Below are 8554 nucleotides of genomic sequence, written 5' to 3' on the forward strand. Positions count from 1 at the left end.
GGGGGGTTGCCGGATGCCGCTCGAGCCGAACGGGCCGGGTGAGCTCGGTTTTGTTGAGGCACTGATGAAACGGGGCTTCATCAACATCCCCCGAATGCTGTTTGACTACACCAGTGATCTGGGCCTCGATTATCCAGAGATCGGTATGATATTCGCCGTCCTGGCGTGTATAGGGGGGCCCGGCGAAAACGCGTTTGGCTCGTACACGGTCACGCGGCGCAATCTGCCCCGTGACTTTGACCAAGTGCGCGACCTGGTAGTCGAGTTGGAGAAACTCATGATCACCCGCTGCGACAAGGTAACCGATAACGAGATCACCTTTTCTTTCGGCCCGCTCTTTGCCCGGCTGCGGGCCGTATGGAGCGAGTATAGGGAGGCCTACGAGAAGGAGATGGCCAGCCGGGGGCCGCACCCGGCGGTGGGTCTGGCGGAGAAGCTCCTGAGCCGGCCGCTCTCGACGCAGGAGGTGCGCACGATCCTCGACTGGGTCGAGGAACTGGGCTTCACGGTGGAGATGGTGGAGGCGGTGCTGCGGGAGGGGATTCGCACGGGGGTCACCCGCATCAAGTACCTGGACTCCATCGCCACCCAGTGGGCCCAGGCCGGCCTCCAGACGCCCGAGCAGGTGGCGGCCTACCTGGAGGAGCACCAGAAGACGGAGGCCCGCTACCGCAAGGCCACCCAGGCCCTGGGCATCAAGAGGCCGCTCACCGCTGCCGAGCAGGCGATGATGGAGCGCTGGTACGGCGAGTGGGGCTTCGATGATGACGTGATCCTCCAGGCCTGCGAGCAGGCGGCGGGTGCCAAGAACCCGCTTCAGTACACCAACAAGGTCCTGGAGTCGTGGCTGCAGGAGGGCATCCGCACCACCGCCGATCTGGACAGGCTGCTGGCGCAGAAGCGCCGCACCGCGGCGGCCGGGCTCGAGCCGGGCCGGGCCGCCCGCGGGGGCCGGAAGGGGTCTGGGCAGTCCAACGTCATCCTGAAGCGCGAGAAGAAGGATGATAGCTACTATGATGTTGTCTTTAAGCGCTTTGGCGAGTGAGCGGGTAAGGCGGCGGGAGGCGCGCATCCGCCAGCTGGAGCGGGAGCGGGACGAGCGGGAGGCCGCCATCTTCGCCCGCATCCCGCGGCTGGCGGAGATCAAGGAACTCCAGTCGGAGATCGGCCTGGACGTGGCGCGGCTCTACCTGCACCGGCCCACGCGCTTCGGCAAGAGCTTTGAGGAGCTGAAGGAGTGGTCCCTGCAGCTCAGCCGGGAGCGGGAGGAACTCCTGCGCCGGCACGGGATCGACCCGTACGAGCTGGAGGTGCACTGGGACTGCCCCCGCTGCCAGAACACCGGCTGGGTGCGTGAGCCGGCCGACGGCGATACGGCCGCGCCCCCGCGCAAGTGCGCCTGCCTGGTCCAGGAGGAGATCGACGACCTCTACCGGGCGGCCGGCCTGACCGGGCCGCTGCGGGAGCAGACCTTCGAGCACTTCGACATCACGGTCTACCCGCCGGAGTGCCGGAAGCACATGGAAGGGGTCCGGGACTACTGTCGGCGGTTTGCGGACGCGGTGGCGTCCGGCGACGCCCGCTCCTCCCTGCTGCTGCAGGGGGCGGTGGGCCTGGGCAAGACGTTTCTGGCCTGCGCCATCGGCAACCGGGTGATCGCGGCCGGCAAGACGGTGGGCTACTTCACCCTGCCGGAGTTCGTCGAACTGGTCCGGGCCGAGAAGCTGGACGAGGAGTTCCGGAGCAGCACGATGCAACAGCTCCTGGATGCGGACCTGATCATCCTGGACGACCTGGGCGCCGAGAAGGTGACCGAGTTCGTGGCGCAGGAGCTGTTCAACCTGATCAACCTCCGGCTCAACCGGCAGCTGCCGATGGTGGCCTCCACCAATCTGCGGCCCTCTGAGCTCGAAGACGTCTACGGCGAGCGCATCGCCTCGCGCCTCCTGTTCGGGTTCGAGGCGCTCACGCTGCAGGGCGAAGACGTGCGCAAGGTGCTCCGCCTGCGCAGCAGCGAGGCCTGACGGCGACAAAGGTGTAGCGCCGCACGCCGTCGAATAGAGCCCCCAAGGAGGCTGGCCAATGGGAGAGGAACAACGCCGGGCCCCCCTGTTCGAGGCCCTGCAGACCTATGCAGGCCGGGTGCGGGCCCCGCTGCATGTGCCCGGCCACAAGATGGGGCGTGGGGCAGACCCCGAGTGGCGGGCGTTCCTGGGCGAACGCGCGCTCTCCATCGACCAGACGGAGGCGCCCGGACTGGACGACCTGCACGCGCCGGAGGGCGTGATTGCGGAGGCGCAGCGACTGGCGGCCGCGGCCTTCGGCGCGTGGCGGAGCTACTTCCTCGTGGGCGGCACCACCGCCGGGCTCCACGCCCTGATCCTGGCGGCCTGCACTCCTGGAGAGACCATCGTCGTCCCCCGGCACGCCCACCGCTCGGTGCTCGGTGCGCTGATCCTGGCCGGGCTCCGGCCGCGCTGGGTGCGGGTGGCGTTTGATCCTGAACTGGGGGTGGCCACCGGCGCCGACCGCGCCTCCCTGAAGGCTGCCCTGCCGGGTGCGGCGGCGGCCGTGCTGGTTCACCCCACCTACTATGGGATCACCTCTGCAATCGCCGCGGAGATCGAACTGATCCACCGGTCCGGCCTGCCGGTGCTGGTGGACGAGGCGCACGGCGCGCACTTCGCCTTTCACCCCTCCCTTCCGCCCTCGGCCGTCTCGCTGGGTGCGGACGGGGTGGTGCAGTCGCTGCACAAGACGGGTGGAAGCCTCACGCAGTCGTCCCTGTGCCACCTGCCCCGCGGGAGCCGTCTGGACCCGCTCCGGGTGCAGGAGATGCTGCGGCTCGTGCAGACGACCAGTCCGTCCTACCTGCTGATGGCCTCGCTGGACGCGGCCCGTCGCATGCTGGCCCTGGAGGGACGCAGCGCATGGGACCGGACTCTCGCACTGGCGGGCGAAGCGCGCCGGCGCGTGGAGGCCATCCCGGGCCTCAGGGTATACCCGACCGACGATGCCACCAAACTGCTCATCGACGTGCGGGGCCGGTCCGTGTCGGGATTCCGGGCAGCAGAGTGGTTGTGGGAAGAAGCCGGCGTGGCCGTGGAGGCCGCGGGGCTCACCTACCTCCTGGCCGTGCTGACCCCGGGCGACACCCCGGAGACGGTGGCGACGCTGGTCGCCGCGCTGGAGCGGCTGCCGTCTGACGGGGGCGTGCCCGCCCTCCCGCCCGAGCCGCCCTGGCCCGAGGTGGTGATGACGCCGCGGGAGGCGTACCTGGGGCGGAAGCAGGCCGTGCCTCTGGCGGAGTCCGTGGGCCGGATCGCCGCCGAGATGGTCGCGCCCTATCCCCCCGGTATCCCGGTGGTGGCGCCCGGAGAGCGGCTTACCCGGGACGTGGTGGACTACCTGTCGTTCGCGGCGAGGGCCGGCTGGCACCTCCAGGGCCCTGCCGATCCCCTTCTCCGCACCATTCAAGTTGTGGTGGAGTGAGCAGCGTGTCTGTTTTTATCACCTTCGAAGGCGTCGACGGGGCCGGGAAGTCCACGCAGCTCAGGCTGCTGCTCCAGTACCTGGAAGAGCGGGGCGTGCCGGTTTTCTTCACCCGTGAACCCGGCGGCACGCCCATAGCTGAACAGATCCGGGAGATCCTGCTTTCCCCCCGCAACCGGGGCATGTCGCTGATCACCGAGGCCCTGCTCTTCGCGGCCAGTCGGGCCGAGCATGTGAGTCGCACCATCCGGCCGGCGCTGGAGGCCGGCAAGGTCGTGATCTGCGACCGGTTCGTGGACTCGTCGATCGTCTACCAGGGCTTTGCCGGCGGTTTGCCGCTGGATTTCGTGGAACAGATTAACCAGATGGCGACGGGTGCGTTGCGCCCACACCGCACCATCGTGCTCGATCTGGCCCCGGAGGTGGCCCTCGCCCGGCTGAAGGCCGGGGGCATGGACCGGATCGAGGAGAAGTCCCTGGCGTATCACCGGCAGGTCCGTGAGGGATACCTGGAGATCGCCCGTGCCGAGCCGCGGCGGGTGAAGATCGTGGACGCCTCCCGCGGGGTAGACGAGGTGCAGGCTGAGATTCGGGCGCTGGTGGACGAGGTCCTCCCCCGGCGGTTCGGCGGGGGGCGCACGGCATCCTGAGAGGAGGGTGTCAGGATGAAACTGGTGATCGCCGTAATCCAGGACAAGGACACGCATCGGCTGCTGACGGCGCTGACTCAGGAGGGCTTCCGGGCGACGAAGCTCAGCTCCACAGGCGGCTTCCTGCGGGAAGGCAACACGACCCTGCTGATCGGCGTGCAGGATCTTCAGCTCGAGCGCTTGCTGCGCATCATCCAGAGCACCTGCCGGTCGCGGGAGCAGCTGGTCACGCCGCTCTCGCCGATGGGCGGGCCTGCGGACTCGTACATTCCCTTCCCGGTGGAGATCACCGTGGGCGGGGCCACCATCTTCGTGCTCGATGTGGAGCGCTTCGAGCAGTACTAGGAGGACGCGGTCGTGAGTTGGTCCGCGGTGCGGGGGCAGGAGCTGGCGGTGAACCTCCTGCGCAGGGCGGTGGCCACCGACCGGGTGGCGCACGCCTATCTCTTCGCCGGCCCGCCGGGAGTGGGCAAACGGCTGGCCGCGCTGGAACTGGCGCGCAGTCTCAACTGCGTCTCTCCCGTTGGCGGGGAGGCGTGTGGCCACTGCGTCTCCTGCCGCAAGCTGGCCGCGGATCCGCCGGTGCACCCGGACTTCACGCTGGTGGAGCCTGACGGTCGCTTTATCAAGACCGACCAGATGCGGGCGGTGCAGAGTGAGGTCTATGCCCGTCCCACAGAAGGCCGGGTGCGCATGGTGGTGATCGACGGCGCTGAGCGGATGAACGCGGAGTCCGGGAACCTGCTCCTGAAGGTCCTGGAGGAGCCCCCGGCGCACGCCTGTTTCGTCCTGCTCACCACGAACTTGGCCGGTGTGCTGCCCACCATCGTCTCGCGGTGCCAGATCGTGCACTTCTCACCGGTCCGGCCGGAGGAAATCGCGGCGATCCTGCAGCAGCGGGCGGGCATCGAACCGGGGCGGGCGCGGCTTGTCGCGACGCTCTCGGGCGGATCGGTGTCGCGGGCCCTGGAGATGGCCGCCAGCCCCGAGGTGGAGGAACGCCGCGACCGGGCGTGCGATTTCCTCCTGCGCCTGGGGCAGATGAACGACGCGGCGCTCCTGGAGCAGGCGGAGGCGCTGGAGAAGGAGAAGGATCTGCTTGACGCGCGCCTCGACATGCTCACCCTCTGGCTGCGGGATGCCCTCCTGGTGGCGCAGGGCGCGGACGAGCGACTGGTGGTGAACAGCGACCGGTTGGCGGACGTGAGGAGGCTGGCGGACCGTTACGGTGGCGTCAGTCTCCTGGGCATGCTGGAGGCGGTTGCGGGCGCACGGGGCCTGCTGCTCCGGAGCGCCAACACCCGCCTCGTGCTGGACGTGCTGATGTTGCGCCTCCACCGCGCAGCCCTGGGCTAGAAACTTGCGGAAGCCGTGATTCGGCGGATATAGTGATAGTTGGCGACAAGGAGGTGACGGGATGGTCTGCGTAGTCGGTGTGCGCTTCAAGCTGGCCGGGAAGGTGTATTACTTTGACCCCGGCGAGCTGCCCGTCGCCCAGGGAGACCGGGTCGTCGTCGAGACGGTGCGAGGCGTGGAGTATGGCCAGGTGGTCATCGGCCCCAAGGAAGTGCCTGAGGAGGAGGTCGTCCAGCCGCTGAAGCGGGTGATCCGCATCGGGAACGAGCGGGACGACGCCGTGGCGGAAGCCAACAAGCAGAAGGAGAAAGAGGCCTTCGCCATCGCTCTCAAGAAGATCGAAGCCCATAATCTCGACATGTATCTGGTCGACGTTGAGTATACATTCGACGGCTCGAAGATCATCTTCTACTTCACGGCGGAAGGCCGGGTGGACTTCCGCGAGCTCGTGCGGGATCTCGCGTCTGTTTTCCGCACGCGCATCGAGATGCGCCAGATCGGCGTGCGCGACGAGGCCAAGCTTCTGGGCGGCATCGGCCCCTGCGGCCGCGTGCTCTGCTGCACCAGTTTCCTCGGCGAGTTCGCGCCGGTCTCCATCCGCATGGCGAAGGACCAAAACCTTTCTCTTAACCCGTCCAAGATCTCCGGCCTGTGCGGCCGGCTGATGTGCTGCCTGCGCTTCGAGCAGGAGACCTACGAGGCCGCCAAGAAGGACCCCACACTGGCGCCGGGGTACGTGCCGCCGCAGCTGGTGGAGGTGGAGCCGGAGGAGGTGCCTCCGGAGGACTGGCACCAGGACGAGCCCGAGCCGGTCCTGCTGGGCCGGGGGCCGGAGCCGGCCTCGGAGGAGCGGGCGTGGGTTGCCCAGGCTGACCTCCCGGAGAAGCCGGCGCGGCGGGAACGCAAGCGCCGCGAGCCCGAGGGAGCCGATCCGGAGCCAGGCGGCACCTCGCCGGAGCAGAAGTCCGGCGTGCGACCGCGGCGCGAGGGCGGGAAGCCCGCAGAGGTGCAGGACCGGCGGGAGAACCGCCAGCCCGCGGAGCCCCAGGACCGTCGGGAGGGCGGCAAGCCGGTGCAGGCCCAGGAGCGGCGCGAGGGCGGGAAAGCTGCGGATTCGCAGTCGCCCAAGCCGCGGCGTTCCCGGGCGCAGCATGCGGGTGAGCAGCAGTCCAGGGCCCAGCAGGCCAAGTCCCAGCCGCGGGGGAAGCAGCAGCCCAAGGCGAGGAAGGCGCAGGCGGCCGAGCAGCAGCCCGCCGAGCCGGCCGCACGCCCGGCCTCCGCGGATGGTGGCCGCAGGCGGCGCCGGCGTCGGGGCGCCCGGCCTTCGGGCTCGGCGTCTGCGGCGGAAGCGGCCGCCGGCGGCATGGCTGGGCAGTAGCCGCGGACCTTTCTTGGCGGCGAACCGTCAGACCCCGGAGGGCGATCCCTCCGGGGTCTTGTGCACAGGTTCTCCGGCCGGGCCCTGCCCGGGTGGCCATTTCAACACTCTCTCGGGGAGGCGGAGCCGTCGTGGGCACGCTCTACATCGTCGGAACGCCCATCGGCAACCTGGAAGACATCACGCAGCGGGCCCTGCGCACCCTGCGGGAGGTCGCGGTGATCGCTTGCGAGGACACGCGTGAGACGCGCAAGTTGCTCAATCACTTTCAGATTGACACGCCCGTTACGAGCTATCACGAGCACAACAAGCGCACCGCTGGGCCCAGGCTGATCGAGCGGCTCCTGGGCGGGGACGACGTGGCCCTGGTGACCGATGCGGGGATGCCCGCCATCTCCGACCCCGGGGAAGACCTGGTGCGCAGCGCCATCGAGGCGGGGATACCGGTGGTGCCGGTCCCGGGCCCGACGGCGTTCGTGACGGCGCTGGTGGCCTCGGGCCTGCCGACGCGCCGGTTCGTGTTCGAGGGCTTTCTGCCGCACAAGGGCCGCGAGCGCAGGGAGGCGCTGGAACGGCTGAAGGCCGAGGAGCGAACGGTGATCCTCTATGAGGCGCCACACCGCCTGCGGGAGACGCTGCAGGATCTGCGCGCAGCACTGGGTGACCGCCGCGCCGTCGCCTGCAGGGAGCTCACCAAACTGTACGAGGAGTATGTCCGGGGCATGCTGTCCGAACTGATCATGCACTTCGAGGCCCACGAGCCGCGCGGGGAGTTCGTGTTGATCCTCGACGGCGCATCGCCCGAGGCCCCGGAGGCAGAAGCCGGGCCGGCGGACGCCCGCAGCCTGGCTCGCGCGGTGGCGGAACTGGAGGCGCAGGGTATGGATCGCAAGGCGGCCATGAAGGAGGTGGCCCAGCGGCTCGGGCTCCGCAAGCGCGCGGTGTACCAGGCGCTGCTGGAAGCGAAGGGTGAAGCAGAGGAATAAGCAAAGCCCCGGGCGCCGCGCTCAGGCGGCCCCAGGGCCCTGACGTGCCTTCGTGAAACCGCCGGACGTGCAGCGCACGTCCGGTGGCGAGAGGGCGGCGGCTGGCCGTTCCTCCTCTCGGTACCCCTGGTGAACGCGCTACCCGACCTGATGATGGACCCGGTCAGCCATGGAGGCAAGGCAGGACTGGCACACGTTCTTCCCCTTGAAATTCTCCACGTTGGCGGCGTTGCCGCAGAAGACGCAAGCCGGCTCGTACTTGCGCAGGATGATCTTGTCGCCGTCGACGTAGATCTCCAGGGAATCCTTCTCCTCAATATTCAGCGTGCGGCGAAGTTCGATCGGGATGACAACACGACCGAGTTCGTCCACCTTCCGGACAATCCCCGTGGACTTCATCATATGGCACATTCCCTCCTTGCATCCAGGGGCTGCGAAGGTCACTATCGCCAGCCATAAAGGTAACAGTAATGGTAGAAAAAGTCAAGGTACCGTGTCAACGTTACTTTGCACATATTTCGACCGCTACATGGTTCAAGGCGGTCGGTTCCTTATGACAACCATAACTGGATAATCGTCCTAAGTCAAGGGCCAATTGGACATTTTCCCCAAATGGCCGCCTCCCGCGCCACGAGCCCGGCTCTACGTCAAGAAGTGTGGAACGGTCGCCAGCCAAGCCAAGGGCACAAAGG

8 protein-coding genes and 1 pseudogene are annotated in these 8554 nt (G+C 68.2%); 8 read left to right on the forward strand and 1 reads right to left on the reverse strand.

Going from position 1 to position 8554, the window contains the following annotated elements; all coding sequences use genetic code 11:
* Positions 1 to 13: 13 nt before the first annotated feature.
* From AB2385_RS05625 to rsmI, 8 genes and pseudogenes are all read left to right on the forward strand, one after another.
* On the forward strand, positions 14 to 1045 hold the full coding sequence (locus AB2385_RS05625) for a DnaD domain-containing protein (RefSeq protein ID WP_367653967.1): 1032 nt from the start codon (positions 14 to 16) through the stop codon (positions 1043 to 1045).
* Positions 1014 to 2024, forward strand: a complete 1011-nt coding sequence (locus AB2385_RS05630; protein WP_367653968.1) for an ATP-binding protein — start codon at positions 1014 to 1016, stop codon at positions 2022 to 2024. Before AB2385_RS05625 ends, AB2385_RS05630 begins: the two co-directional genes overlap by 32 nt.
* Positions 2025 to 2082: 58 nt before the next feature.
* The gene (locus AB2385_RS05635) at positions 2083 to 3492 is read left to right on the forward strand and encodes an aminotransferase class I/II-fold pyridoxal phosphate-dependent enzyme (RefSeq protein ID WP_367653969.1); all 1410 of its coding nucleotides are present in this window, start codon (positions 2083 to 2085) and stop codon (positions 3490 to 3492) included.
* A 5-nt stretch (positions 3493 to 3497) separates the two neighbouring features.
* A complete protein-coding gene (gene tmk / locus AB2385_RS05640) occupies positions 3498 to 4142 on the forward strand; it encodes a dTMP kinase (protein WP_367653970.1) in 645 nt (214 codons plus the stop codon).
* A 15-nt stretch (positions 4143 to 4157) separates the two neighbouring features.
* The gene (locus AB2385_RS05645; protein WP_367653971.1) at positions 4158 to 4487 is read left to right on the forward strand and encodes a cyclic-di-AMP receptor; all 330 of its coding nucleotides are present in this window, start codon (positions 4158 to 4160) and stop codon (positions 4485 to 4487) included.
* Between the two features lie 12 nt (positions 4488 to 4499).
* Positions 4500 to 5498: a DNA polymerase III subunit delta' gene (gene holB / locus AB2385_RS05650; protein ID WP_367653972.1), complete on the forward strand. Its 999-nt coding sequence runs from the start codon at positions 4500 to 4502 to the stop codon at positions 5496 to 5498.
* A gap of 61 nt (positions 5499 to 5559) precedes the next feature.
* Positions 5560 to 6207 (forward strand): annotated as a pseudogene (locus AB2385_RS05655) (stage 0 sporulation family protein); the annotation flags it as partial.
* Between the two features lie 800 nt (positions 6208 to 7007).
* Complete coding sequence (gene rsmI, locus AB2385_RS05660; protein ID WP_367653973.1) at positions 7008 to 7862, forward strand: 16S rRNA (cytidine(1402)-2'-O)-methyltransferase; 855 nt, start codon at positions 7008 to 7010, stop codon at positions 7860 to 7862.
* Between the two features lie 138 nt (positions 7863 to 8000).
* Here rsmI and AB2385_RS05665 read toward each other — a convergent pair whose 3' ends face one another.
* Positions 8001 to 8261 carry an AbrB/MazE/SpoVT family DNA-binding domain-containing protein gene (locus AB2385_RS05665; protein ID WP_367653975.1) on the reverse strand — a complete coding sequence of 87 codons (261 nt, stop codon included), beginning with the start codon at positions 8259 to 8261 and terminating at the stop codon, positions 8001 to 8003.
* Positions 8262 to 8554: the final 293 nt, after the last annotated feature.

It is taken from the genome of Symbiobacterium sp., assembly GCF_040797425.1.
Lineage (GTDB): Bacteria > Bacillota > Sulfobacillia > Symbiobacteriales > Symbiobacteriaceae > Symbiobacterium.